This is a genomic window from Thalassospira sp. TSL5-1, assembly GCF_001907695.1.
Classification (GTDB): Bacteria; Pseudomonadota; Alphaproteobacteria; order Rhodospirillales; family Thalassospiraceae; genus Thalassospira.
Window position 1 is genome coordinate 39,098 of the sequence record NZ_KV880640.1, and the last position, 26,077, is coordinate 65,174.

The following is a 26,077-nucleotide window of genomic DNA, read 5'->3' on the forward strand; positions in this document are numbered from 1 at the left end:
CTATCGGCATGTCTTTGTGAATTAATGGAAGGAACTGACAATGGCTGTATCACTTCAAAAGGGCGGCAACGTTTCACTGACCAAAGAGGCTCCGGGCCTGAGCAAAGTGATCGTTGGTCTGGGCTGGGATCCGCGCGCGACGGATGGCACCGATTTTGACCTGGATGCCTCGGTTTTTGTGTGCGGTGAAGACGGCAAAGTGCTCTCTGATGGTCACTTTGTCTTCTATAACAACACCAAAAGCCCCGACGGTTCTGTCGAGCATACCGGTGACAATCGCACCGGCGCGGGTGAAGGCGATGACGAACAGGTTAAAGTTGACCTCGGGAAAGTTCCCGCAGAAGTCAAAAAACTGGTCTTTGCCGTAACCATCCATGAAGCAGCAGCACGCAAGCAGAATTTTGGCCAGGTGGGCAATGCCTTCATGCGTGTCGTCAATCAGGATGGCGACAAGGAACTGGCTCGTTATGACCTGTCGGAAGATTATTCCGTCGAAACGGCAATGATTTTCGGCGAGGTCTATCGTCACAATGACGAATGGAAGTTCAAGGCTATTGGCGCCGGTTTTGAAGGTGGCCTCGGCCCGCTAGCTTCCTCGCATGGCGTGAATCTCGGCTAAACTGTTTTAAAGTGCGCGCGGATAAATGTCCGGGCGCACTTTTTTTATCTCGCACCTTCAAACCGGCAGTAAACATCACTTGGACGAATGTCAGGAGATCCGACATGACCACCCTTGCAATGGGCGCAAACGCCCCGCTTCCTTCGCTGACATTCGAGCTTGATGTTCTGTTGCCACAGGGGTCGCCGATTGATGTGACGGCGTTGCAGCTTTATGCCAACGGCAAGGTGCGCGGTGACGGCGACATGTGTTTTTTCAATCAAAAAACAATCGGTGGCGGGGCTGTGACCCTGAAGGTCAGTGCCGACAAACAGAGTTTTGTTTTTGATCTGGCAAAGGTCGGGGCCGATGTTGACAAGATTGTTGTCAACGCCACGCTTGATAATGGTGCCTTTTCGTCTGTTCGCGATTTAAAACTCGTGGCTTCGCCGGGCATCGAAATGCCGGTCGATACATCCGGTCGGTCCGAGGCCGCCCTGATCCTGTGCGAGATCTATCGGCGCAATGACCAGTGGAAAATCCGCAATGTCAGCCAGGGATTTAATGGCGGATTGCAGGCCTTGGCCGAACATTTTGGGGTCGAGGTTGCCGCACCTGCGGCCCAGCCCAGCCCTGCACCAAGCGCAAAACCGGGCTCGGTGCCGGAAACGCCCCGATCGACTGTCAATCTTTCCAAGGTGTCGCTGACAAAACAGGAAAGCACGATTTCGCTGAAAAAGGATGACGGCAAATTTGGCCGCATCCGGGTCAATCTGAACTGGAACCAAAAACCAAAGCCAGGCGGTTTTTTTGGCATGGGCAAGCGCAGCATCGACCTTGATCTGGGGGCTTTTATTGAATTCCAAACTGGTGAGAAAGGTGTTGTCCAGGCGCTTGGTAACTCGTTTGGTGACTTGAACAATATGCCATTTACCAAACTGATGGCCGATGACCGCTCAGGCACATCCGCCGATGGTGAATGGCTGGAAATTAATGGCGATGCGTGGCCGTCTTTTCGGCGGATTCTGATTGTCGCTTTCATCTACGAAGGTGTCGCCAACTGGCAGGAAACCGACGGTGTTATCCGGATGATGGTGCCCGGCCAGCCCGAAATCGAAGTGCGCATGAACGAACTTAGCACCAGCAGAAAAGACGTGATGTGCGCCGTTGCCCTTTTGGAAAACGATAATAACCAGATCCGCGTCAGTCGCGAGGTCCGTTTCTTTAACGGTCACGAACAGGTTGACCGGGCCTATGGCTGGGGACTGGCCTGGCGTGCGGGCCGGAAATAGCGCCCGACTGTCGATGTTTATCAGAGAAAGGTTTAGAGCATGAGAAGACTTCCCGTATACCTGCTGCTTGATACGTCGACATCCATGCGCGGCGAGGCGATCAATGCCGTCCGTGACGGGCTGGACCTTTTGGTCAGTACCTTGCGCCAGGATCCTTATGCGCTGGAAACGGCATATTTGTCCGTCATCACCTTTGATACCTCCGCCAGCCAGGTTGTGCCCCTGACGGAACTGACCGAATTTCAGGCGCCCGACATCGACGCCAATGGGGCAACCTCGCTGGGCGAGGCGCTTTCGCTGGTTGCAGATTGTATCGATCGCGAGGTTCATAAATCGGATATGGATACCAAGGGCGACTGGAAGCCTTTGGTTTTTCTGATGACGGATGGTGCCCCGACCGATAGCTGGGAGAAAGGCCTTGCCGCGTTTAAGGCCGCAAAGCCGGGCCTGGTTGTATGTTGTGCGGCGGGCCCAAGGGCAGATACCAAAGTTCTGGAAACGATTTCCGAGATTGTGGTGACGCTTGATACGGCAGATGGTGCGACCATTGCCTCCTTTTTCAAATGGGTATCGGCATCAATTACCACCTCTTCGCGCAAGATCGATCAGAACAAAAATGATGTTGACGGTGTTGATGAACTTCCACCGACGCCAGCGGGAGTCAATCTAACAAAATCCTGATTCTGATGTGACCGGAATTCAAGGGGCTGATTTGAAAGGACGAACATGAGAAGACTTCCCGTTTATATCTTGCTCGACACGTCAGGCAGTATGCAGGGTGAGCCGATCGAAGCGGTGAATTCTGGCATGGAAACCCTGATCGGGGCGCTGCGACAGGACCCTTACGCCCTTGAAACGGTTTATATGACCATCATTACCTTCGATGCTGAGGCAAAAACCATTTTGCCGCTGACAGCACTGGAAGATGTGGTTCTGCCGCAGATTACCACGCCGCGTTCAGGCCCCACACATATGGGGCTGGCACTGGAAACACTCGGCAGGCAGGTCAGTTCCGACATTATTAAAAGCACGGATGAAGCCAAGGGCGACTGGGCCCCATATTTGTTTGTGATGACCGATGGCAAACCGTCCGACACGCAGCTTTATCAGGAACAGTGCGTTGCCATGCGCAAGCTGGGCTTTGCCAATATCATTGGCTGTGCGGCGGGCCCCAAGGCGCGCGAAGATGATCTCAGGCCGTTATGCGATCATGTTTTACGCCTCGATACAATGGATGGCAGTGCTTTTTCCCAGCTTTTCAAATGGGTTTCCGAAGTGATTGCGTCGGGCAATAAAAGTCTGGGCAGCAATGCTTCGGCAAAGTTGCCGCCACCGCCGCCGGAAATCAACGTGGTGTTGTGATGCGAAAGTTCCCTATTTTTCTGGTTATTGATGTTTCGGAATCAATGGCGGGTGACGCATTAACCGAACTTGAAAATGGAATGCGCCAGATCACGGCGGATCTGATGACCGATCCCTATGCGCTGGAAACGGCGTGGCTGTCCGTCATTGCGTTTGCCGGACGCGCCAGAACGTTAACCCCGTTGACCGAATTGCCGGAATTTGTCCCGCCGCATCTTCCCATCGGGGGCGGGACCGGCCTGGGTGGGGCGCTGGTGCATCTGATGGATGAGATCGACCGGAATGTATCGGTAAACACAGCCGGGCAAAAAGGCGACTGGAAACCACTTGTGTTTTTAATGACCGATGGCGTTCCGACAGATGATGCCGAACCCGCCCTGCGCCGCTGGAAACAAAGCTATGCGGACCGTGTTTCGCTGGTGGCGGTGTCGATTGGCGGTGGCGGTGATCACGCCGTTTTGTCGCAACTGACCGATGATATTATCCCCTTTGATGACACGGCAGAGGGGGCGTTCAAGAAATTCATCATGTGGATCACCAACTCGGTTAAAAGTTCAACCCGCAGTGTCACGGCTGGCGGCGGGATTTCGCTTGCCAAGATGGGGGATGATGTTTCTGGCGGGGCGACGGGCGGTCTGCCGTTCGAGACCGTGGATGACCGCTATGCCGTCTTTGTCGGACGCTGCGCCAAAAACAGGGCGCCTTATGTCGTTAAATATGAACGTCATTTAAACCAGATCGGGTCGCAGGATCCGCGCCTGGCAGAGCTTTTCCAAAGGCGGGATTATCTTTTGAAGGCAGCCGTACCGGTGCAGGAGGATTATTTCGAGCTGTCGGACGGGTCGCGCTCTGACGCGAGTGTCAGTTCTGTTCAGCTTCTCGGGCAGCCCGATTGCCCGCATTGTCATGCCCCGTTTGGGATGGCGTTATGTGGATGCGGCAGCATCCATTGTGTGCAGGGCGATGGTCCTGCAACCTGCCCCTGGTGTGGCAAGACCGGCAATTATGGTGTCTCAGACGGATCGGATGGCGGCTTCGAGATCGAGCGGGGCCGGGGATGACGCGAAGTCCGGAGCAAAAAACCTACGAGGATCTTGCCTTTCGGTTTTTTGTCACAACGCTGTGCTGCAACGGATGCCGGGTGCCGTCGAACATTCCCGACGGGCTGGAGAACCTAACCGAAGAAGAATTGACGGTTTTGGCCTATCTTCAGCAGGTGTCCCAGGAACGTTCCATCATCGCCGATCCGGAACCAGAGGACGACGATCCTGCCCTGGCAGGCTCATCCTTCGGAGAAATGGAACAAGAGGAACCGGACGAACAGCACGAACAGGAAGAACAGGATGAAACTGTTTCCGTTCCTGTAACGCCGGAGCCTGAAATAATTGACCAGGCATCGACCCGTGTCGAAGAGAACATGGCGATAGAGGGCAACGATGCGCTCGACGGTGAGGGAACACCCTCCGTGGTCTCGGAAGATGAAACAGATGCCTCGATACCGTTAAACCCTTTAGCTGCGGATAATGCAGCGCCACCGGTTGACGAAACGAATGGCGATGCCGCTCATCATCAGATGTCGGATAACGCGTTACCTACGGAGGATAACACCGTGATCAAAGGGCCGGGCGGCATCGTGAAAACGGGTTTTGAGGCATCCTATTCGGAACCGGAGCGGATTAACCTCAAAAATGGCCGGTCTCGTCAGCCCTATGAAACAACCATTCAGGGTTATTCCGGTATCGAGATCACCGATGATGGTGGCACCGGTTTGTCGATTTCGTCGGACGGTGATGTGTCGGGACATGACATTCAGGCAGGTGAATACACCCTGTTTTTGAAGGCGGTCAAACAGGGCGAACCGGTTGTTATTCGTGCGCGCTTGTCGATCATCCCGGACCCTCGCGATTTGTGGAAAACAATCCCTTCTGATCAGGACGCCCCGATGGCCAAGCCGGACCAGAGTTTCGATTGTCAAACCGGCGAGGGCCTTGTCGTTGCGGCGAGCAAGCGGGGGCGCTCCCATGCCCAGGAGGGCAAATATCGGGATGACGATTTTCGTATTCGGGCCGATACAGATACCGGCTGGCATATTCTGATTGTCGCTGATGGCGCGGGATCTGCCGATCTTAGCCGTGAAGGCAGCAGGATCGCGTGCGAAACCGTTATGGAAGCCTTGCCAGCACTTTTGGCAGAAAAGGTAGATCCCTGGCTGGAGGAAACTTTGGCGCGTTATGCGGCCGATCCGGATGCCTGGGCAACCGAAGTGCGCTGTGATTTGCTTTATCCTGTCTTGCCGGAAGCGGCCCTGAGGGCGGCCCGCGCGATCGAGGACAAAGCTGCCGAAATCAAACAGGACCCATCGGCGTTTTCGACAACGATTGTCATCGCGATTTGTCGCAAGGTGGCAGACCGGTGGTTTAGCGCAAGTTTCACTGTTGGGGATGGCGGTGTCGCCATTTTTGATGCCAAAGCGGAAACCGTTACGGTGATGTGCCGGCCTGACAGCGGAGAATTTGCCGGTCAAACGCGGTTTTTGGCATCAACCGAGTTCCGGGACCCGCACGCTGTTATGGGGCGCGTGTTTGTTGATCTGTGCGACAGTTTCACGGTTCTTGCCGCAATGACCGACGGCATCACCGATCCAAAATTTCCGACAGATTCAGCCTTTGCCAATGCCGAAATTTGGGCGGATTTCTGGACCAATGATCTGTGCGCGCAGGTCGATCTTCACCAGGATAATGACGGGCTGAAGGACCAGATGATGGCCTGGCTTGATTTCTGGTCGCGCGGGAACCACGATGACCGAACCATCGCCCTGATGATGCCAAACCAGAACGAACAAACTCTTGAGACAAAGAAAGCCGTTGCCAAACCGCAAGAAGGTCAGTCCCGGAATTCTGCGGCACAGGATGGGACAGACGGTGATCAGGCAGACGTGCAATGAGCATTGTAAATTTGACATCGGAAGGCGGGAAGCCTGTTTCTTTTGTCGATGAAGTGATTGCTTCCGGGGCAATGAAGGACATTTATGTCAGCCCTGACAAGACCTATGTGGTCGGCTTTTTCCGCGATACCCAGGACGCGACCCTGAAGGAACGTTTGCGCGAAATTACCACCCGGTATCGCAGCAATCTTTTTGACAAGGATAGCGGCGATTTCTGGAAGGATTATTTTTGCTGGCCGACAGATACCGTTGAACATAACGGCCGGATCGGGGTTGTCGTACCGTTTTATGCGTCGGATTTTTTCTTCCAGTACGGAAGTGTGAAAGACGATATGCTTAAAATTCGCGGTAAGGACAAGGAGGGTAAGTGGTTTGCCTCGGCCTCCAACCGGGAAAAGTTCCTTGATCCGCGCGAAAAGGGCAACTGGCTGACGCATCTTCAAATCTGTTTGTCAATTTCGCGTGCTGTGCGGCGGTTGCATATGGCGGGCCTGGCGCATTCGGATTTAAGTTATAAAAATGTTCTGGTCGATCCGACAAAAGGCAAAGCCTGCCTTATTGACATTGACGGGCTGGTAGTGCCGGGCAAGTTTGCGCCCGATGTTGTTGGCACGCCCGATTTCATCGCGCCCGAGGTCATTGCGACGCAACATCTTGACCGGGAAGACCCGGCACGGGTTTTACCCTCCCGCACGACGGATCGTCATGCGCTGGCCGTTTTGATTTACATGTATCTGTTCTTTCGCCATCCCCTGCGCGGGCGCAAGGTGCACGACCCGGATGCAACGCGTGACGAGGAACTGAGCATGGGAGAGCGCGCTTTGTTCATCGAGCATCCTACCGATGACAGCAACCGGGTCCGCCCCGAGGACCTAAGGCCCCAGTCGCTGCCGTGGGGGGACCCGGCCCAACGCCCCTATACAATGGCGGGTCCGCTTTTGACCGAACTATTTGACCGCGCGTTTATTGCAGGGTTGCATGCGCCGGAAAAGCGCCCCTCTGCGGCCGAGTGGGAAAGCGCGCTGGTGCGCACAATGGATATGATACAGCCCTGTTCGGCGGGTTGTGACATGGGCTGGTTCGTGTTTGATAATTCGCGTGCCCCCGTATGTCCGCATTGCGGGACGGCATATCGGGGTAAGTTGCCGGTGCTTAATCTGTATTCAAGCCGGACAAAGGGCAGCTTCCATGCCGATAATCATCGCGTCATGGTATGGGATGGACAGTCGCTTTTTCCCTGGCATGTCAATCGTACGATTTTCCCCAATGAGCATCTTACCGCCGCACAAAAGAAAAGGGTGGGCTATTTTCAGATGCACGAGGGCGACTGGTATCTGGTCAATGAAGCAATGCCGGGCATGAAAAATGTTTCAACCGGTCAGGAAATTGCGATCGGGGACCCTGTGAAACTTGAGGACGGATTACAGATTTTGTTGTCCGCCCAAGAGGGTGGGCGGCTGATTCAGGTGCAGATGGCCGGGGCGTAATCGTTTGTCAGCATGGCGCGATAACCGGCAACACCCAGGGGCGGCCGTTGTGGGGGCCATTTTAAAGCGCGAATTTTCCCAGATTGTCCCCGTCCTAATTGTTCAGGCAGTCGATATGCTGGCGATAGAGACGGGCAAGTTCGACCGGGCTCATGGTGTGTCCTTCTGATTGAAATTCATTTTTCTCGATGGGCCGGTTTGGAAGGCGCGCTGTGATAACCCTGCAAAAATGAACGATCTTTGATCGGTGCAATGCAACTGAACCCGTTTTACGCTAGGATGGGTCAAGATACAAATCGGTGGCGGAGGCAGGGTTATGAAAATCGGTATTGTCGGGGCGGGCATGGTGGGCAGTTCGGCGGGGTATGCCATTGCCCTGATGGGTATTGCCAGTTCGGTGATTTTTGTCGATCGCAATGCAGACCTGGCTCGTGCTCAGGCCGAAGATATTTCCCATGCCGTGCCGTTCATGTCTTCCTGTCTTGTTCATGCCGGAGATTATGCCGACCTGAAAGGCGCATCGGTGGTCATTCTCGCCGCCGGTGTTAGCCAGAAACCCGGTGAAACCCGGCTGGAGCTGTTGGGCCGCAATGCGAATGTGTTTCGCGAGGTGGTGGGCGAAGTTTTGCGTGTCACGCCTGATGCGATTTTGCTGATTGCATCGAACCCTGTCGACATCATGACGCAAATCACCGCCCGCCTTTCCGGCCTGCCCGCCGCGCGGGTGATCGGGTCGGGTACGATCCTCGATACCGCCCGCTTTCGCAGTCTTTTGGGCCGGCATTTGGGCATTTCGCCGCAATCGGTACATGCCTATGTGCTGGGAGAACATGGTGATAGCGAAGTGCTGGCCTGGTCCAATGCCAGGGCCGGGTCGGAACCGTTATTGTCCTTTGCCACCCAGCTTGGCGTGCCGATCAGTGATGCGCAAAAGGCGGAAATTGACGATGGCGTGCGCAATGCGGCCTATAAAATTATCAATGGCAAGGGGGCAACCTACTATGGCATTGGGGCCGGTTTGGCGCGTATTGTTAAATCCATCGCACAGGACCAGCAGGATGTTTTATCCGTTTCCGTTGTCACCCGAAATGTGGCGGGGGTGGAAGATGTGGCCCTGTCGATCCCGCGTGTGGTGGGGGCAGCGGGCATTTGTGCCGATATGATGCCAACCCTGGATGATGCCGAGAATGACGCCCTTCATCGCAGTGCCAGCCTGTTGAAATCCACCATCGAGGCGGTTGCGCTTTAGGGCCGATACAGTAACAATTTGCTATATTGGAAGACGTATTTCAAATACAGCAATATAAAGGCCGTCGAAAACAGGAGACAGGCGATATGACAGCGGAAATACCGCCGATGCCGACCGATGAAGGCATTATAGCCTTTCAAAAACAGGCTGAGTCCTTTTATCCGCCAGATGCAGTAAGTGCCAGCATTGAACAACAACGCGCATGGTACGATGCCTTTTGCGCCAGCTTTAACCCGCCAGACCCAGCGGGGTTAAGGTTTGAGGATGGCGAAATTGCCGGGGTGCCGGTGCGGTATTTTCATCCATCCGTGCAAAAAACCGCCTGTTGCCTGCTTTATTTTCACGGTGGCGGTTTTGTTGTTGGCTCGCGCGACAGCCACCATGCCATTTGCGCCGAAATTGCCGAATTTTGCGGGGCAGAGCTGATCTCGGTCGATTATCGTTTGGCCCCCGAACATATCTGGCCTGCCGCATCGGATGATGGTTATGCCGTGCTGAGCTACTTACTAAGGCGTGGGCACCGGACGGTGGTGATGGGTGATAGCGCCGGTGCCAATATGACCGCAGGCTTGATGATACGTGCACAGCGTGATGATGTTGGCGGCAGGATTGCCGGTCAGGTTTTGCTCTATCCCGCACTCGGCGGGGATATGACACGCGGGTCTTATGTTGAAATGGCGCAGGCACCGGGTCTTACGACGCAGGATGTGCACTATTATCGCGATATTTTGCAAGCGCCGGAAAATGATGCTGTGGCACATCCATTAAAGGCGGATGACGTTTCAAACCTGCCACCGGCTTATATATCTTCGGCCTTTTTTGACCCGTTGCGCGATGATGGCCGCCATTATGCAGCAAAACTGGTGCAGGCCGGGGTGAATGTGATTTATCGCGAGGAACCGCAAATGGTACATGGCTGGTTGCGCGCACGCCATATGAGCGATGGGGCGCGTACTGGTTTTGATCATTTGTGCCGGGCGGTTGCCGGATTTTGTGAAACCGGACCGTGACGATAGGGTGTCACGGCCCGGTTTGTACATATGTCACAATTACATGAAATCGCGTGGAATGGTGCGGTTCCAGGTTTTCCGATACACTTCCTGATCATTTTCGACAGCAATAACGCTGGCTTCGATATGCCAGTCGGTTTTGCTGCAGGTAAGTGTTGCTGCACATACCGTCCGGGTAAACCAGCCCGTGCGTTCCATATCGCAGGTCCACATGGCATGTCCGCGCAGGGATGTCGGATCATCGGGCGAGATGGTCCAGGTTTCGTCGCGGATCTGGCGCGTTGAAAGCCCCGTGTCGGGATGTTCAAACAGGCCGGTATCTTCGAGAATGCAATAATCGGTTTTGTTGGTCGTCATGTTACGGCGCACTTCGCGGCGCGTGTTGGCCGGTTGATGTTCAATATAATGTGGCAGCGGGTCCGGGTTTTCCGGTTCAGGCAGATCAATCACCTGATGATCGCCCAGCAGGGGCAGGGCCAAATCGATGGATGCCGTATCGATGGTGACACCGGCATTAAACGGGTCTGGCAAAATCATCGGCCAATAGGCGGTGGAAATGGCAACACGAAGTTTGTGCCCCGCGCGGATGCGATAGCCGCAGGCATCCAGCACCACCTTGATGCTAACCTTTTCGCCCTTTGGCATCGGTTGCGGGGCGTTGTAATGGGCTTCAGGGTTACGATGCGCCAGGTTTAACACACCAAAGGCAATGCGGGCGGCGGTGCCATCGGGATGAATATCGACAAGCCGCACACACAGATTGGCCCAGTCAGCATCGCAGGCAACATTCAGTGTGATTTCCGGACGGCCCAGAAGATCGAGGTCCTGTTTTAGCGCATGGCTGTCAAAACATAGCGATCCGGCATCGTCACCGCGCTGGTCAATCGCCATTTCCGCATCGGGTTTCAGGGTGAAATATTCGCCCGCTGCCGTGCCGGTATCAAGCGGTGATTTCAGGAAAACACTGTTTTCGCCGTCGGCAGTGCTGATGATCGCCTCCGCATTTTTGGCATCTACCAGGCGGTCATCGCGGATATGATAATGCAGCATTGCGGGGGTTTGCCAGGTTTCCTTGGCAATCCAGAAGCCATTATCATGGTCGCGGCGCGGGGCCGGTTTGACGGCATCAAGGATATAGGCCCGCATTTGCGCAAGGTCTTCGGCCCCGTTTTTGTCATCGCGCAGCCAGCGGTTCCACCAGCGAATGGCCTCGCCGTGGAAATCAGCCCGTGGTTTGGGCCAGGCAAAATGCGGATATTTATGCACCCACGGGCCAATCAGGGCCTTGGCGCGGTCCGGCATGCCTTCAATCGCCCGAACCGGTGTGTTACGATAGCCATCGGCCCAGCCCGCCATGACCATTGACGGGATTTTTACAGCATCAAAATCCTCGCAGATCGAGGCATGTTTCCAAAAATCATCGCGCCTTTGATGCTCAAGCCATTCCTCAAGGAAGAACGGTTCGTTTTCCAGGCGTTCCAGCCACATGTCACGCCAGCGGTCGCCCACCAGTTCCGGGTCGGGGGAACGGGATTGATAGGCCAGCATGGTTGCCGCCCAGGAAAGCTGAACCGCAAGCTGACAGCCATTTTTATAGTGAATGTCGTCATTATAGCGATCCACTGTCGAGGCAATGGAAATGACAGCCTTTAGCGCCGGGGGCTGCAGGGCGGCAACCTGAAGGCAGTTAAAGCCCCCCCATGAAATGCCCATCATGCCCACATTGCCGTTGCACCAGGCCTGATCCGCAATCCAGGCGATGATTTCGCAGGCATTGGCAAGTTCAAGCGGGGTATATTCGCCGTCAATAACGCCATCGGATTCACCTGAGCCGCGAATATCCACCCGTACCCCGGCAATGCCGGCGGCGGCAAAAACCGGATAGGTGGATTCATCGCGCGGGCTGGTACCGTCGCGTTTGCGGTAGGGTAGAAATTCCAGCACGGCAGGAACAGGCGTGGTGTCCGCCAGGTCGGGCATCCAGATGCGTGCGGCCAGGCGGGTGCCGTCCTTCAGGGTGATCCATGTATTTTCAATAACGGAATGGGTGCTATCGGGCATTCTTTATCCAATGTTGGTGGGGCGTATTTGTATTATCGGGCATGTTAAAGCCAATGACCGGTTTGGGGCGATCATGGGCGCAAATATGGAAAACACCGCCCGAAAATTATCCGGGCGGTGTGGTGAATTTGGCAGGATCAGTTGCCGGCACTTTCCATGCGGCGGGTTGCCAGGACCTTTTCCAGCCAGCCCAGTTCCATTTCCGGCACCGATTTAAGCAAAAGATCGGTGTAGTCATCAAACGGGGGCGAGAGCACACTGGAACGCGGGCCGAAATCCACCAGCTTGCCTTGCAGCATGACCGCGACGGAATCGGCAATGGCGCGGACAATGGCAATGTCATGCGTGATGAACAGATAGGAAACACTGGTTTCCGCCTGCAAACGCATTAGCAGATCCAGGATGCCTTCCGCCACCAGCGGGTCCAAGGCCGAGGTTGGTTCGTCACACAGGATCAGTTCCGGTTCGGCGGCAAGGGCGCGGGCGATGGCGACACGCTGTTTTTGCCCGCCGGAAAGTTCGGCGGGGTAGCGGTCGTAAAAACCCGAACCCATTTCGATTTCATCTAGCAGTTCCTGCACCCGTTCCTTTTTCTTGCGACCACTCAGGCCGAAATAAAACGCTAACGGGCGACCAATGATTTGCCCCACTGTCTGGCGTGGATTCATGGCGGTATCGGCCATTTGGTAAATCAACTGAATGCGGCGCATCTGGTCGCGGTTGCGTTTTTTGTGCTGCGCAGGCAGTTCTTCATCGGCAAAGGTAATCGACCCGTCGGTGGGGGGCAAAAGCCCGGTGATGACCCGGGCCAGCGTTGATTTGCCAGATCCGGATTCCCCAACCACGGCCAGCGTTTGCCCGCGCGGCACATGCAGTGATACATCGTGCAGCACCTTGAAACCATTGCCATAGGATGCCGAGACATTATTAACCGACAGCAGCGCCTGGGACTGGTCCCTGGCTTCGCGCTGTTTGGTTTGGCGAACGGAAATCAGCGCCTTGGTATAGTCTTCCTGCGGGGATTCGATAATTTGCTGGACCGGGCCATATTCAACCGTCTCGCCGTTGCGCAGGACCATGATGTCATCGGAAATCTGGGCAACAACAGCCAGATCGTGGGTGATGTAGAGGGCAGCGGTGTTTGTTTCCTCAATCGCGCTTTTGATCGCTGCCAGAACATCGATCTGGGTGGTAACATCCAGCGCGGTGGTGGGTTCGTCAAAAACGATCAGTTCGGGGTTGGAACACAGTGCCATGGCTGTCATGGCACGTTGCAACTGTCCGCCCGATACCTGATGGGGGTAACGGTCGCCAAAATTGTCCGGGTCGGGCAGGCCCAGAATATTAAACAGATAAAGCGCACGGGCACGGGCTTCTTCGCGGGTCATCAGGCCATGTTCAAGGGTTGCCTCGATCACCTGATCGCCCAGCTTGTGCGCCGGGTTAAACGCGGCCGCAGCAGACTGGGCCACATAACACACCCGGGCACCGCGAATTTGGCGAATGCCCTGTTTGCCTGCCTTGAGGATATCCTCGCCATCGAGCAAAACTTCGCCACCGGTAATGCGCACCCCACCCCGGCCATAGGCCAGGGCCGACAGCCCGATGGTGGATTTTCCCGCACCAGATTCCCCGATCAGGCCCAGGACCCTGCCCCGTTCAAGGTCAAAGGAAACGCCGTGGACAATTTCGATGTCATTGGGGGCTTCACCGGGTGGGTAGACCGTGGCGCCAATTTGTAAATTGCGTACCGATAACATATTAGCCATCTCCGCGGCCTCCCTTCAGGCTGGATGTTCGTTTCAGCAACCAGTCCACAATCATATTCACGCAAATTGCCAGGGCGGCAATTGCGCCACCGGGAATAAGGGCCGCGGAAATGCCAAAGATGATGCCATCCTTGTTATCCTTGACCATGCCGCCCCAGTCTGCCGCTGGCGGTTGAATGCCGAGGCCCAGAAAGGACAGAGTAGAGAGAAACAGGATGGAAAAGGCGAAGCGCAGACCAAATTCGGCCAGAAGCGGGGTGAGGGTATTGGGCAGGATTTCGCGGAAAATGATCCACATTTTGCCTTCACCGCGCAGTTTGGCGGCTTCGACAAATTCCATCACGGCGACATCGAGTGCCACCGCACGGCCCAGCCGGTAAACACGGGTGGAATCCAGAACCGCCATGACGACAATCAGGATCCAGAGGTTTTGCGGCAGCACCGCCAATACCACAAGCGCGAATATCAGGGTCGGGATCGACATCATCAGATCGTTAAAGCGCGACAGGCCCTGATCAATGATACCGCGCGACACAGCAGCAGTGAAGCTAAGGAAAATACCGATCGAGAAGGACAGAACCGAGGCCGTCAGGGCGACAAACAGCGTGGTCCGGGCACCATAAATCAGGCGCGAAAGCAGGTCACGGCCGAGATTATCGGTCCCGAGAAGGAAATGGGCATCGGCGGCAAGCCAGACATCGCCGACAATTTCGCGTTCGCCGTAAGGGGCCAGCAGCGGGGCAAAAATGGCACAGCCAAATGCCAGAACCAGGCCGATAATGCCGATCCAGGCGGTAATGGGAATTTCACGTAATCTCATCGCGGGTGCCTCAGTTTCGGGTTGGCAACAATGGCGATCAGATCGGCAACCATGTTTAGCAGGATGTAAACGGCGGCAAAGATAAGGCCGCAGGCCTGCACCACGGGCATGTCGCGCACGGTCACGGCATCGACCATATATTGCCCCATACCAGGATAGACAAAAACCACCTCGACCACGACAACACCCACCACCAGATAGGCCAGGTTCAGCGCGACAACATTGACAATCGGCGCTATGGCGTTGGGGGCAGCGTGCTTGATAATGGTTTTAAAGGCACCAAGGCCCTTAAGCTCGGCCGTTTCCATATAGGCCGATGACATGACACTGATGATGGCCGCACGGGTCATGCGCATCATGTGGGCCAGCACAACCAGCACCAGGGTGGCGGTGGGCAGCGCAATGGCCGAAAGCCGCTCGCCAAAGGACATGCCGTCGTAAACCGTGGCCGGGAAACTGGCGACGCCAAACTTGACGGAGAAAAACAGGATCAGCAGGTAGCCGATGAAAAATTCCGGTAAGGAAATGGCCGCGAGCGAGATGATATTGATGATTCGGTCCGGGATGCGGTTGCGAAAATGCACGGCTAGCATACCAAGACCGACTGCCAGCGGCACGGAAATGATGGCGGCACAAAAGGCAAGAAATAGCGAATTGCCCAAACGTTTGCCGATTTGTTCGGAAACGGAATTGCCGCTGGCCCAGCTTTTGCCAAAATCGCCCTGCACGGCATTGCCCAGCCATTCAAAATAGCGGGTGGTGATGGGGCGTTCGAGGCCAAGCTGCGCCCGGATATTGGCAACCGCCTGCGGGGTGGCTGACTGGCCAAGATAGGTTTGGGCAAAATCGCCTGGCAGAGCCTCGACACCACCAAAAATCAGGATCGAAACGGCAAGTAACAGGCCTGCACTCAGCCCAAGGCGTTGCAGGATCAGAACCGTTAGCGGATACCGTTGTTTTAACGGGCGACGACGCGGTTCGCCGTCTTCCATGACAGTATTCATGGGATGGTTTCTCCTTGATGAATACCTGAATCGGAAAAGACATATCGCGCAGCAGAATTTTGATCGCCGGGCGGCCGAGGCCGTACTTTATGGCGCACAATATTCTGTTGCAGGATACAACCGAAGCAACCGGCCAGACTGCCGGTGCAAGTAACGATGTTATTTCCGATTAGACGAAATCAATTCAAAGGAACGGCCAGAATATGCAAAAAAGCGGCCGTTCTGGAATGGAGATGCGGCGCAATCGAAATTGCGCCGCAAATGGGCTTAACCCTCGATCCAGACACGGCTGGCGACATAGCCGTTTGACATGTCGTTGCCAATATCGTGGACATAGCCTTTGAGTTTTTTGTTCGAGGCATTCACAAAGTCATTGAACATCGGCAGGATCAGGCCGCCTTCGTTGCGCACCATCAGGGCCATGTCGCGATACATTTCCTTGCGTTTTGCCTGGTCCAGTTCGGCACGGGCTGTTAACAGCAATTTGTCGAAATCTTTGCGTTTAAAGCGGGTATCGTTCCAGTCGGCGCTGGAGAGATAGGCCGTCGAATACATTTGATCCTGGGTTGGGCGACCACCCCAGTAAGAGGTGCTGAATGGTTTAACGTTCCAGACATTGGACCAGTAGCCATCACCCGGTTCGCGCTTGATTTCAATATCAATGCCGGCTTTTTTCGCAGTCTGCTGATACAGCACAGCGGCATCAACCGCCCCGGGGAAGGCAACGTCGGAGGTGCGCAGCAGCACCGAACCATCATGGCCAGATTTTTTGTAATGGAATTTGGCCTTGTCGGGGTCGTAGGTGCGCTGTTCAATGCCTTCTGGGAACAGTGCATAGGTTTCGTTGATCGGGAAATCGTTACCAACCTTGCCATAGCCGCTCAGGATTTTCTGAACCATCGTTTCGCGGTCCATTGCGTATTTCAGGGCAAGGCGCAGGTCGTTATTGTCAAAGGGTGGGGTGTCACAGTGCATGATAAACACATAATGCCCGCGACCCGATGTTTGCAGAATTTCAACCATCGGCGCCCGTTTGAGCAGATTGACGGTTTTGGGATCAACACGGTTGATGTAATGAACCTGACCCGATGACAGGGCCGCAACACGAGCGGTTGCGTCGTTCATGACGATCATTTCAACGCTGTCGACATAGCCACGGTCGGAACGCCAGTCGTTTTCGTTTTTCTCGAATGTCGCGCGCACACCGGCATCATAGCTTTTCAGCTTGTAGGGGCCGGTACCAATACCTGCGTTGGGGTTTTCGGTGCCACCATCAGGTTGGATGACCAGGTGATAGTCGGTCAAAAGCAGGGGCAGGTCGGCATTGCCTTCGGTCAGCGAGATCACCAGATCCTCGCCATCCGCCTTGATTTCGGTGATCGATTTCAGAATGCCAAGCGCACCGGATTCAGACTTCTCGTCGGTGTGGCGATGCAGGGTTTTGACCACATCATCGATGGTCAACTCCTTGCCATTGTGAAACTGTACACCCTTGCGGATTTTAAAGGTCCAGGTGGAGGCATCAGCCGAAGATTCCCAGGATTCAGCCAGTGACGGAACGGCGGTACCGTCGTGCGGATGGCTTTCAACAAGGGTGTCACCCCAGTTGCGGTTCAGGGCAAATGTAAATTGCGACTGCGACTTGGCGGGGTCGAGAATGTCGGTTGCAGAACCGCCTTCAAGGCCGAGTTTGAGATGACCTCCGCGTTTGGGCTCGCCGTCGGCGGCTTTGGCGGCTTTTGAATAAAGGCTGCTGGCGGCAGCAAGTGTCATGCCTGCGGCCATCGAGCTTGCCATAAATTCGCGGCGGTTCAGGCCATGTGATATGATACGGCCTGTCAGATGCTTAAGTGGGTCAGTCATCCCCGATTTTCCTTTTTGTGTTTAAATACAAATTGCACCAGTTTGGTGTGGCCCTTGTTTTTGGTTGTTGAGCCAACCTTTTGGGTAGGAATATTTTGCGTCCTGTCTGGTACGAAAACAGTCTGTGACGCCGGTTGCGAAAACCGTAAAGGTTGTGTTTGTATCAGTCCCCCTAAATGACCTGTTTAATGTCCTTCAGGCTGTGGCACTTCTGTCCAGAAAAGTGACACACCCCGTCTTAAGGACAAGGCGTTGAACGTTGTTCTTTGGAAATTGTTCCCATGCCACATTCGTATAAAGCTTACACCTCGTTTGGTGACGTGGAGGTATGGTTGCACGGTCGGGCATATCCTGACAACCCAAGGGGTGTAAAATATATGATGTTTTTGATATAAGTAATTGAAATAAATAAATTATTATCGGTTCAAAATTTGCCTGCATAGTGTCAAAATATATTTTGACCTCAAAGTAAATCACCCTGTACGGGAATGAAAATTTTTTAGGTCGGAAAACGATTCCTGTGGAAACGGGTGTTTCATACTTTCTGGCCTGTGCCGTAGCGGAATATGCGTTACACAAATTTGTCCACTGGTTTTATCCTATCCTAGAGGACCAAAATGCCTATCCCGGTATGAAAATCGCGCTGTTTTGCGGCGAGTGTAACTTTGAGTTGTGTGGAGATGCTGGGCTCGCAAAGGGCTTTAATACAGCTAATAGTTGTATTTCGTCGCCTTGTGCGTGGAAGCTTGCGGATAAAAAATCCCCCGACCGATGAGACTGGCCGGGGGCACGAAGGGAGCCGTTATCTGGAAGGAAAGATAGTCACTGCCGGGTGGGGCGTGCGTTTTTTCTGTGCCAGATTATTGTGTTTAAATGGCCTGGATATTCTTGATTATAGCTTGGCCGAAATCACTGCAGGACATGGTGCCGCCAAGGTCCCGGGTGCGTGTTTCGGGGTTTTGGATGGTGCTGACAATGACCTCATCGAGTTTGTGTGCCGCATTTTGCAAATCGCTGCGTCTTGTTTGTGTCCCTTTCCAATCCAGCAGTTGCGCGGCCGAGAATAACAGCGAAACCGGATTGGCCTGATTTTTCCCGGCAATATCGGGGGCGGACCCATGCGAGGCCTGGGCAACTGCAATGTTGTCACCCACATTGATCGAGCCGGACAAACCCAGTCCGCCCGAAAGTTCGGCCGCCTGGTTTGACAGAATATCGCCAAACATATTTGTGGTGACAATCACGTCAAAGGCATTGGGTGTTCTGACAAGAAGGGATGCCATTGCATCAACATGTTCATCACGAACGGTCAGGTCGTCCTGGTTTGCACAGGCTTTTTCCGCCTCGGCCAGGAAAAGGCCGTCGCTGAGTTTCAGGACATTGGCCTTGTGGACGATTGTCAGGTGTTTGCGGCGCTGTGCTGCCAGGTTTGCGGCATAGGCGGCAACACGATAGCTGCCCTGACGTGTGACTTTGCGCATGGCAAGGGCAAGGTCCGGTGTGGGCATAACTTCGCCGGTGCCGGCAAACATGGTGCGGTCAGCATAAAAGCCTTCGGTATTTTCGCGCACAATGACAAGGTCCATCGCCGGTGTCAGTGCCGGTAGCCCGGCAATGGCCCGCGAAGGGCGGACATTGGCATAAAGATCCAGATTAATGCGCAATGCGGCCGATGGATTGATGCCACCCTGATCGGCAGGAGGATAATGGGCGGTATCAACCGGGCCAAGGATGGTCATACCAGCCTGGCGAACCCGTTCGATCAGCGCAGGCGTAATGGTTTTGCCATGTTTTTCCAAGGCTGAAAAACCAACATCATCCTCGGAAAATTCGAGGCCAAGGGAAAATACGCCGTTAAGTTCTTGAAGGACCGAACGGGTGACATTGGTGATTTCCGGGCCAATGCCATCGCCGGGCAAAAATAGAACATCCATTACGCGCTACCTTCAACCAGAATTTGGTTTGGAACCAGAACCTGGCCTTCAAACAAACGTCGTGCTGTGCGAACAACTCCGCCCGAGACGATAGAAAGGTTGGGGCCCGATCCCTCGATGGTCAGTTCTACATCAATCATGCCGCTGGGATGTTCGATTTTAATCCATTGTTGCGGCACAGCAGGAAGGTCGATCATGCCATCGGCGATGCTGCCGGAAAGGGATGCACAACTGGCAACACAAATGGCCCCGGTGACGGCATGGGTTGCGTGACAGTTATGCGGGACAAAATAACGTGACGTCAGATGCCCCCCCTTTGCCGGTTCGGAAAGAATGGCCATTTTTGGTACGACCTTGCCGGTGCAATCGCCCAGCCCCATCAGTTCCGATGCCTTGCGGCGGATTGCTTCCATACGGTTCAGCAGGGCCGTGTTGGCATCCAGCTCTGCCTTGCTTTCCTGGCCGGTCAGGCCAAGATCGCGGGCACGAAACATTACCATCGGTACGGCAACATCAATACAGGTGACTTCCAGCCCGTCGATATAGTTGATTGCTTTGCCGGTGGGCAGCAACCGCCCGGTTTTGCTGCCCATGATTTCCTTGAACCGCAGGATCAGCGGGGCGGCTGTACCGGGAACGCCATCAATCGCGGCATCGCCGCTATAGGTGACGGTCCCGCCCGGTGTAGGCACCACGGCATCTACCAGGGCACCGACATTGCGGTTATAAATGCGCACCAGTGTCTGATCTCCGGTGATCGGCACCAGCCCGGCCTCGATGGCAAAGGGGGCCACTGCGGCAGTCATATTGCCGCAGTTGGGGTTGGTATCGACTTCCGCCCGGTCAATGGCGACCTGGGCAAACAGAAATTCTACATCCGCATCGGGCCGGTCTGACGGGGAGACAATGCAGCTTTTGCTCGTCAGGGTATCTGCCCCGCCAATACCGTCGATCTGGCGTTTATCGGGCGATCCCATTGCCGCAAGCAGGATACGATCACGCAAGGAAACATCTTCGGGAAGGTCGCTTGCCAGGAAAATCGGACCCTTGGAGGTGCCGCCCCGCATCATGACACAGGGCACGGCGTGTTGGTCGTTATGTATCAATGTGTTTTTCATGATGTTTCTCCCAACTTATCCCAACGGCCAGGGCAGATCGACAAGGTCCTGAAGCAGGCCACCCGGGAAATCGAGCACCAGGGCCCAGGCCAGGAAGCACAAACCCCCCATTGCTAGTGCGGTGAGAAGCAAAGTCCGCAGCCATGATGCGCCAGCCTTGAGGCGCAAGAAGGCGATGAAGAAGGCAGTAATGGCGATCAGGAACCCGAAAAGCGCGGTGCCGGCAACCATCCCGCCAACCCAGAGGACGTAATGCCACAGGCCGGCATTCGGTTTGTCTTCGCCGTGGGCAAGATCAAATTCGTGGTCAAAATTGGCCCCGTGCGAAGGCGGGCTAACGACCAATTGCCAGATCAGAACAGCCGTAACGACAAACATGACCACCGATACTGCGCCAGTGAAAACACTGCCGAGGAAGGTATGCTGGGTCGCATCCCAGATACCAAGCGCGAAGATCGCCAGGATCAGACCGGCAAACAGAATTTGCGGTGTGCGGTTGGGCGAATGGGAATGGCTGCTTTCTTCTTCCTCAACCGGGTTTACCGGATGTTTGCGCATGCCCATGATAATGGAAATGATGGTCAGGGCCAGGATGATCATCACACCCGGACGGGTCAGAAAGCCCCAGTCATAGAATTGCAGCGCCTGATAAAGGTAGGTTTCGGTATTGGATGCCAGAACAAACCCGATCAGGAAGGCCGGGCGCGGCCAGCCGAAACGTTTCATCAAAACGCCCAGGACACCCAGTGCAAGCAGGGCAATCATATCTGAAAGCGAACGCGTTGCCTGAAAAGCGGCAAAGCAGATGATGGTGATCATGAACGGCGCAAGATAGCCGTATTTGATCGTGGTCAGTTTTGAAACAAACGGGGACAGCAGCAGCGCACCACCGGCACCGACGACATTGGCAATCGCCAGCGACCAGATGATGGTATAGGTGATATCAAGATCGCGACCAACCATTGCCGGGCCAGCTTCAAGGCCGATCAGAACCATGCCGCCAAGAAAAACGGCCATGCTGCCTGAACCGGGAATACCAAATAACAGGGTCGGGACAAGCCCGCCGCCTTCTTTGGCGTTATTGGCACTTTCCGGGGCCAGAACACCCCGAATGTCGCCTTTGCCGAACTGGGATTTGTCCTTTGCCGTTTGCACGACATGGCCATAGGCGATCCAGTCCACCACGCTGCCACCAAGGCCGGGCAGGGCACCAACGATGCTGCCAAGACCCGCACAGCGCAGGCACAGCCATTTATGGCGGATCATGTCGCGAACGCCGTCTTTCCAGCCCGAACCAAGGGTGCCGTTATCGGCGATGGAACGGTTCTGACGACACAGATCGATGATTTCGGGGAAGGCAAACATGCCAAGGCCAACAATCACCAGCGGCAGGCCATCCATCAGATAAACCGAATCAAAGCTCATGCGTAGTTCGCCGGTGGCTGGTGCCGCGCCCAGTGCGCCAAGCAACAGGCCAAGACCGGAGGCCACAATGCCTTTGGGCAGGCTTTTACCGGCGAGAACGCCAACCATTGAAAGCCCGAGAACCGCCAGCATGAACAGTTCGGCGGACCCGAATGCCAGAATAAGAGGTCGGGCAATGACGACAAACCCGGTCAGAATAATCGCGCCGACCAGGCCTCCCACCAGGGATGCCGAAAAGGCCGCCCCCAGCGCACGTGCGCCGTGACCCTTTTTGGCCAGCGGGAAGCCATCAAGCACTGTCGCCTGCGAGGCACTTGACCCGGGGATGCCCATCAGGACGGAGGTAAATGTGTCGGATGTCGGGATCACGGCGACAAGGCCGATCAGCATTGCCAGGGCGGAAATCTGGTCCATGCCATAGATGAACGGCAACAGCAGGGACAGCCCCACAATGCCGCCAAGTCCCGGCAAAATACCGACAATCATTCCCATTCCCACGCCCAACACCAGATACATCAGATGTTGGGGCTGTGTGAAATGAGACAAAGCTGTCATCATTGCATCTAGCATTTAAAAACTCCGGCAAAAGGCAAAGTTCACCCATTCCCTGAAAACGACTCAAAGATCGCAGGGTAAGAAAAAGAGGGGGTGGACAAGGCCCACCCCGGATCAGGAAAAGGGAGACTTCAGATTTTAAGGTTTAGAACTGGACCGAGTATTTTTCGGTCAGCCATTTTTGCACCCAGGTGCGGGCATCTTCGGGCACATTCACAGCCTGACGGAAGATGCGTTCAGCCGGTTCGCCGACAATCTGTTTATAGGCACCAAGGGTCGCTTCGCGATCTGCAATGAAGCTTTCTTCTTTGGTCGCCGAAACAGCCGCAGCGCGATAGGCTTCGACGATGTTTTCAGGCGTATCCTTGGGCAGGAAGACCATCTTCTGTGCCGGGAAACCGGCAATAAAGAATGCCTTATAGGCTTCCCAAGCCGGACCGGACGGCTTTTCGCCCTTCATCATTTCATAGGCTTCGGGGAAGCTCGGCAGATCAGGGAAGGACGGATCGCGGATAATGTTGCCGTCGTCATCAAGTGCGCCCCACGAAAACAGCGGTACGGCGCTGCCGATATTGACCAGGGGGGTCACGTTATTGATGAAAGCTGACGAGGTTTGATAGTCGATATTGACTTCACCACGTTCAAAGGCAAGACGACCGGCACCACGACCTTTCATGCCGAAAACAGCGTCAACATCCAGACCCAGCAATTCAAATGCAAGCAACGGCACCAGATCGAGCGAGGTTGCGCCCTGGCTGCCATAACGCAGACGAATTTCCTTGAGTGCGTTCAAATCGGCGGCTGATTTAACGCCAAGATCGGAATTGACATAAACGACACCCCCGGTAGGCGAGGCCAGAACAACACGCCAGTCGCGCATTTCGTACTGAACCCGTTTGTCTTGCAGAAGATATGGGAACTGTGTCGAACCCGATGTGCCAATCGCGGTCAGGCCATCCGGTTTCGCACGGGCTTCAAACTGGTTCGCACCAGAGGTGGAGCCCCCACCAGGAACGTTTTTGACAACGACTGTCGGTTTTCCTGGCAGAAAAACGCTGAAATAAGGCGCCCAGAAACGTCCCCACGTATCTGTCCCGCCACCTTCGCTAAATGGAATAATCAGTTCGACCCGCTCGCCTGCGAAATCAGGTTCCTGGGCGCTTGCAGTTGCTGCAAAACCACAGGTAAGGGCTGCGGCTGCGCATACGGCTGTCAATGAGTGTTTAAAGGAGCGTCCCCACGACATCTTGTATTCCCTCCGATAATGTTGTTGTCTCTCAATCGGAAGGATGCGAGTGCCATATGTAAATCGGTACGATATACAAACAAACGATTTCCTCCCGATCAGGCATTCGGCTGTTGTTTTTGTTCCGGTCATTGCCGGGGTGCCGTTCGCCTGTAAGGTCATTGTAGTTGATGAAAGCTGTCAGTTTGCTGTCTGTTTTTTAATTTTGTAGTTCACGGGTCATTTTTCAATGTTACTGGAGATATATGCGTATACTGATCGTTGAAGATAACCTTGTTTTGGCGGGCAAAATTGCGGCTGCGATGCGCCAGATGGAACATGCTGTCGATCTGGTTCACGACGGCGAAGACGCTTTGCGCCTTGTTCTTCAGGAAACATTTGATCTTTTGATCCTGGATTTGTCGCTGCCGGGCATGGACGGGCTGGAGATTCTGAAAGCCGTGCGCATTCGTAAAATCAACCTGCCGGTGATGATCTTGACAGCGCGGGGCAATCTGGATGAACGGGTGGCGGGTCTGGATGCCGGGGCGGATGATTATATGGTCAAGCCGTTTGAGCTGTCCGAGCTGGAAGCCCGTGCGCGCGCCCTGTTGCGGCGTAATGTTGGTGTGCGCAATCCAGATATTTCGGTTGGGAAACTGGTGTTTAATTCAATTGACCGGTCGGTAACGGTGGCTGGGCAGCCTGTCGCCCTGACCCCACGCGAACGCGGGGTGCTGGAGGTGTTGTTGCTTAATATCAGTCAGGTGATCAGCAAGGAAAAAATCGCGCTGCATTTGTTTGGCTTCGATGACGAGGCCAGTGTGAAATCAATAGAGCTTTACATCAGTCGGCTGCGCAAAAAGATCGCCAATAGCGGTGTTGAAGTGCGGACAATTCGCGGGCTCGGTTATATGATTGACGAATGACGGAAAATCCTAAAACTCCCTCGCTTCGGGCCAGGCTTTTATTGTGGCTGTTATTGCCCGGCTTGATTATGGGCTCTGGCCTTTTGGCCAAGAATTATCTTTCGGTTAGCGAAGTTGCAAACCGTATTCAGGATCGGCTTTTGGTTGCTCTTGCGGTGACAATTTCCGAACATGCCATTAAGTCGCGGGGTGATTTGCTATCGCGCGATATTGAATTGCTGCTGGAAGAATTTACCCGCGAAAATACCTATTATCGTGTGCAGGGGCCGAATGGAGCCTTTGTGACAGGGGATACCGGTTTACCGCGTGCGCCTGCCGATTTGGTTTTAAAGCCGGGTGTGCCGCATTTTTATAATGCCCATTATCGCAACGAAGATGTGCGCGCCGTCACCATGAAATATCTGGTGTCCGACCCATCATCGAATATTCATGGTTGGGTCACGATTGATGTGAGCCAGACACGCCGCCAACGCGACAGCCTGATTTATGACGAGCTTATGGGCTCGCTGACTGATTATCTGGTGTTGATGTTTCTAAGTGGTATTTTTGCCTGGATTGGCGTGACACATGGTCTGGCACCTTTGCAGCGTTTGCAGCAGGCCATTCGCCGGCGCTCGACAGATGATTTGCGCCCCATCCGCCATGTCATGCCTAAGGAAGTCACCGAAGTTGTCTTGTCGATCAATGGGCTATTGGCGCGTCTTGAAAGTTCGATTACCGCCAATCAGCGTTTTATCGCCGATGCCTCGCATCAGTTGCGAACCCCTCTGGCAACCGTACAGGCCGAGGCGGAATGGGCCTTGCGGAATATTCATAGCGACGAAGACAGGCTGGCCCTGGAACGCATTGTTCAGCAAACGCGCGAAACATCACGGCTGACCTCACAGCTTTTGAACCTTGCCCGCGTGTCGCCCGAGGGTCGTAAGGCGGGGTCTTTGGTAAAAATCAATCTGTTGAATTTTGCATCGGGCGTTACGGCGGAAAAAGTGCGCGCCGCCCTGCATCATCAGGTTGATTTGGGATTTGATGACCAAAGCGAGGGGATGAGTTGTGAGATCGCAACTGGCAACGAGGTGTTGCTGCACGAAGCCCTGTGCAATCTGATTGACAATGCCATGATTTATAGTCCGCCGGGATCAAGCATAACGGTGCGCGTGATTGGCAGTGGTGCCGTTACCGGACCGATTATCGAGGTGGAAGATAACGGACCGGGTATTGCACCGGAAGACCGGGGCCGTGTTTTGGGGCGGTTTGTCCGTCTTGATAACGACAATAAACAGGGTTGTGGGCTTGGCCTTGCCATTGTCAAGGAGGTCGCTGACGCCCACGAGGCGCAATTAAGCCTGGAAACCGGGCCCAACGGCAAAGGATTGCGGGTTCGCATTGCCTTTCCCTGATTTTTAGTTCAGGGCAGTCACAATGCGATCCCGCA

Annotated in this window: 20 protein-coding genes; 11 read left to right on the forward strand and 9 right to left on the reverse strand. The window is 54.6% G+C overall.

Features of this window, described 5'->3' with window-relative positions:
• Positions 1 to 40: 40 nt before the first annotated feature.
• The 9 genes from LF95_RS18810 (at position 41) to LF95_RS18850 (ending at position 9,942) form a co-directional block, all read left to right on the forward strand.
• Complete coding sequence (locus LF95_RS18810; RefSeq protein ID WP_073956741.1) at positions 41 to 619, forward strand: TerD family protein; 579 nt, start codon at positions 41 to 43, stop codon at positions 617 to 619.
• A gap of 104 nt (positions 620 to 723) precedes the next feature.
• On the forward strand, positions 724 to 1,890 hold the full coding sequence (locus LF95_RS18815) for a TerD family protein (protein ID WP_073956742.1): 1,167 nt from the start codon (positions 724 to 726) through the stop codon (positions 1,888 to 1,890).
• Between the two features lie 39 nt (positions 1,891 to 1,929).
• Positions 1,930 to 2,571 (forward strand): vWA domain-containing protein, encoded by a 642-nt coding sequence (locus LF95_RS18820; protein ID WP_073956743.1) that lies wholly within the window; start codon positions 1,930 to 1,932, stop codon positions 2,569 to 2,571.
• 45 nt (positions 2,572 to 2,616) lie between these two features.
• Positions 2,617 to 3,252 carry a vWA domain-containing protein gene (locus tag LF95_RS18825; RefSeq protein ID WP_073956744.1) on the forward strand — a complete coding sequence of 212 codons (636 nt, stop codon included), beginning with the start codon at positions 2,617 to 2,619 and terminating at the stop codon, positions 3,250 to 3,252.
• The gene (locus LF95_RS18830; protein WP_073956745.1) at positions 3,252 to 4,313 is read left to right on the forward strand and encodes a TerY-C metal binding domain-containing protein; all 1,062 of its coding nucleotides are present in this window, start codon (positions 3,252 to 3,254) and stop codon (positions 4,311 to 4,313) included. The genes LF95_RS18825 and LF95_RS18830 overlap by 1 nt, the downstream gene beginning before the upstream one ends.
• Positions 4,310 to 6,196 (forward strand): PP2C family serine/threonine-protein phosphatase, encoded by a 1,887-nt coding sequence (locus LF95_RS18835; RefSeq protein WP_073956746.1) that lies wholly within the window; start codon positions 4,310 to 4,312, stop codon positions 6,194 to 6,196. Before LF95_RS18830 ends, LF95_RS18835 begins: the two co-directional genes overlap by 4 nt.
• The gene (locus LF95_RS18840; RefSeq protein ID WP_073956747.1) at positions 6,193 to 7,683 is read left to right on the forward strand and encodes a helix-hairpin-helix domain-containing protein; all 1,491 of its coding nucleotides are present in this window, start codon (positions 6,193 to 6,195) and stop codon (positions 7,681 to 7,683) included. Before LF95_RS18835 ends, LF95_RS18840 begins: the two co-directional genes overlap by 4 nt.
• Before the next feature lie 316 nt (positions 7,684 to 7,999).
• Positions 8,000 to 8,932, forward strand: a complete 933-nt coding sequence (locus LF95_RS18845) for an L-lactate dehydrogenase (protein WP_073956748.1) — start codon at positions 8,000 to 8,002, stop codon at positions 8,930 to 8,932.
• A gap of 86 nt (positions 8,933 to 9,018) precedes the next feature.
• Positions 9,019 to 9,942 (forward strand): alpha/beta hydrolase, encoded by a 924-nt coding sequence (locus LF95_RS18850; protein WP_073956749.1) that lies wholly within the window; start codon positions 9,019 to 9,021, stop codon positions 9,940 to 9,942.
• Positions 9,943 to 9,981: 39 nt separating this feature from the next.
• Here the strand turns inward: LF95_RS18850 and LF95_RS18855 are convergent, their stop codons facing one another.
• The 9 genes from LF95_RS18855 to LF95_RS18895 all read right to left on the reverse strand — a co-directional run bounded on the left by LF95_RS18855 (position 9,982) and on the right by LF95_RS18895 (position 23,737).
• The gene (locus LF95_RS18855) at positions 9,982 to 12,003 is read right to left on the reverse strand and encodes a CocE/NonD family hydrolase (RefSeq protein WP_073956750.1); all 2,022 of its coding nucleotides are present in this window, start codon (positions 12,001 to 12,003) and stop codon (positions 9,982 to 9,984) included.
• A 137-nt stretch (positions 12,004 to 12,140) separates the two neighbouring features.
• Entirely contained in the window at positions 12,141 to 13,772 is a 1,632-nt protein-coding gene (locus LF95_RS18860; protein WP_073956751.1) for an ABC transporter ATP-binding protein, read from the reverse strand.
• On the reverse strand, positions 13,765 to 14,592 hold the full coding sequence (locus LF95_RS18865) for an ABC transporter permease (RefSeq protein WP_073956752.1): 828 nt from the start codon (positions 14,590 to 14,592) through the stop codon (positions 13,765 to 13,767). The genes LF95_RS18860 and LF95_RS18865 overlap by 8 nt, the downstream gene beginning before the upstream one ends.
• Positions 14,589 to 15,596, reverse strand: coding sequence for an ABC transporter permease (locus LF95_RS18870; RefSeq protein ID WP_143182106.1), 1,008 nt, complete (start codon positions 15,594 to 15,596; stop codon positions 14,589 to 14,591). Before LF95_RS18870 ends, LF95_RS18865 begins: the two co-directional genes overlap by 4 nt.
• Before the next feature lie 267 nt (positions 15,597 to 15,863).
• Positions 15,864 to 17,459 carry an ABC transporter substrate-binding protein gene (locus LF95_RS18875; RefSeq protein ID WP_073956753.1) on the reverse strand — a complete coding sequence of 532 codons (1,596 nt, stop codon included), beginning with the start codon at positions 17,457 to 17,459 and terminating at the stop codon, positions 15,864 to 15,866.
• A gap of 869 nt (positions 17,460 to 18,328) precedes the next feature.
• Positions 18,329 to 19,393 carry an isocitrate/isopropylmalate dehydrogenase family protein gene (locus tag LF95_RS18880; RefSeq protein ID WP_073956754.1) on the reverse strand — a complete coding sequence of 355 codons (1,065 nt, stop codon included), beginning with the start codon at positions 19,391 to 19,393 and terminating at the stop codon, positions 18,329 to 18,331.
• Complete coding sequence (locus LF95_RS18885) at positions 19,393 to 20,511, reverse strand: 4-oxalomesaconate tautomerase (RefSeq protein ID WP_073956755.1); 1,119 nt, start codon at positions 20,509 to 20,511, stop codon at positions 19,393 to 19,395. The genes LF95_RS18880 and LF95_RS18885 overlap by 1 nt, the downstream gene beginning before the upstream one ends.
• 15 nt (positions 20,512 to 20,526) lie before the next feature.
• Entirely contained in the window at positions 20,527 to 22,506 is a 1,980-nt protein-coding gene (locus tag LF95_RS18890; protein ID WP_073956756.1) for a tripartite tricarboxylate transporter permease, read from the reverse strand.
• Positions 22,507 to 22,636: 130 nt separating this feature from the next.
• Entirely contained in the window at positions 22,637 to 23,737 is a 1,101-nt protein-coding gene (locus LF95_RS18895) for a Bug family tripartite tricarboxylate transporter substrate binding protein (protein ID WP_143182107.1), read from the reverse strand.
• 245 nt (positions 23,738 to 23,982) lie between these two features.
• On the opposite strand from LF95_RS18895, the gene LF95_RS18900 reads away from it, so the two are divergent.
• Together LF95_RS18900 and LF95_RS18905 are read left to right on the forward strand one after the other, a co-directional pair.
• On the forward strand, positions 23,983 to 24,645 hold the full coding sequence (locus LF95_RS18900) for a response regulator (protein ID WP_073956757.1): 663 nt from the start codon (positions 23,983 to 23,985) through the stop codon (positions 24,643 to 24,645).
• Positions 24,642 to 26,042, forward strand: coding sequence for a sensor histidine kinase (locus LF95_RS18905; RefSeq protein WP_073956758.1), 1,401 nt, complete (start codon positions 24,642 to 24,644; stop codon positions 26,040 to 26,042). Before LF95_RS18900 ends, LF95_RS18905 begins: the two co-directional genes overlap by 4 nt.
• Positions 26,043 to 26,077: the final 35 nt, after the last annotated feature.